1 protein-coding gene and 2 pseudogenes are annotated in these 1,427 nt (G+C 43.9%); all 3 read left to right on the top strand.

All coding sequences use genetic code 11. The annotated features are described in order from the left end of the window. On the top strand, window positions 1-583 hold a 583-nt coding region (locus J5224_RS27700), incomplete at its 5' end, for a hypothetical protein (protein WP_264628342.1). A gap of 151 nt (window positions 584-734) precedes the next feature. Next, window positions 735-965, top strand: a pseudogene (locus tag J5224_RS35900) (recombinase family protein); the annotation flags it as partial. 77 nt (window positions 966-1,042) lie between these two features. Next, window positions 1,043-1,427: pseudogene (locus J5224_RS27690) on the top strand (hypothetical protein); the annotation flags it as partial.

Below are 1,427 nucleotides of genomic sequence, written 5' to 3'. Positions count from 1 at the left end.
AGAATCCTTACCAAAAGATTCACCACAAGAACTTTGGAACCTTCAGCGTCAGCTTGACAAGTATGCTCAGAGTATTTTTGGCCCTAGAAATTCAAAGAAAAAACTATTGGCACCAGAATTTAACGCTGATGCAGCAGAAGGCCCACATGTTTCTAATACGATTGATTTGGATGGTGGGTATGCTAGCTTAAGTACCGTTGCATCGACTTCTTGGTATGCAACGGTATATGAATTAGCTCATGAAACTATTCATCTCTTAGATCCGCGCCCTGCTCCGCCTTTTGCCAAAGGTTCAAACTGGTTTGAAGAGGGTATAGCCGTTGAATTTGCTTTACATTGTACAGAAATCGTTTTCGGCGAACGCCCCGCTATCAACTCACCGACCTACGAGACAGCATGGAATCTAACCAAAAAGATTGTTGAAGCAAAGTTTTTCAATGACTGTAAGAATATTCGTCTAGAATGTGGTCATTTTGCTGACGCAAATTTTCATGTAATAAAGAAGCATGCCCCAAAATGCGATAGCCGCGTCATTATCGAGTTAATCAAACGTTTCGACAACACGCCTATACAAAACGTATAAACCCACCCAACGTTAAATATAAATAGAGGCTTCATAATAAGCGTTGCTTATGCAACGCTTTAGTTAGGGATGAAATCTAAGTACTAATGCACTCTCTGCACTGCCTATTGATACCGATTATTGCGCTGCCCATCATGCGATAGAAATCGTCCGCGAACTGGGTGGGCTTACCTCTGCCAGAGCTCGTGACCGGAAAGGCGAGCGCCCCTATAAGATGACACCCGCTAAATTGCACCTAGCGCTAGCCTCAATGAGAAAGTCAGAAACCAAAATCAGTACTCTGTGCCAGGAACTAAATACCACACGGCAGACTCTGTACAGGCATGTTTCTCCAAATGGTGAGTTGCGTCCAGATGGAAAAAAACTGCCAGGTCGGGTCTGATTATGGATTTCTATCACCTTGACAACTCACCAGTGCTGGCAACTGAACTCACTGAATCTTCAAAAAGGAACAATCTCATGACCATAAGCATTCGGCTTACTGTTGCAGTAACCTTACTTGCTGTGACGCTGCCAGTATTAGCTAAAACGCCAGAAAACTTTATCTATACCAGCTCTGGTGACCTCGAAGCAGCCTCTGCCATTATGGGGAGTAATGACATTGGCGGTGCGCAGATCGTTTACAATTGGCGTTCACTTGAACCTGAGAAGAACAAATACGACTTCTCGCAGATAGAGAAGGATCTGACTCGCCTTAAGGTAGCCAATAAAAAACTCTTCATCCAAATTCAGGACCGGTTTTTCGAACAAGATGCCCGTTACGTTCCTGATTATCTGATGAATGATGCCAGGTATGGTGGTGGAATATCGCCACAATTTGATAATCCTGGCGAAGGGAAACCAA

The sequence above is a fragment of the Candidatus Symbiopectobacterium sp. NZEC135 genome (assembly GCF_025962695.1).
This window is presented reverse-complemented; position numbering and strand designations above follow the sequence as displayed.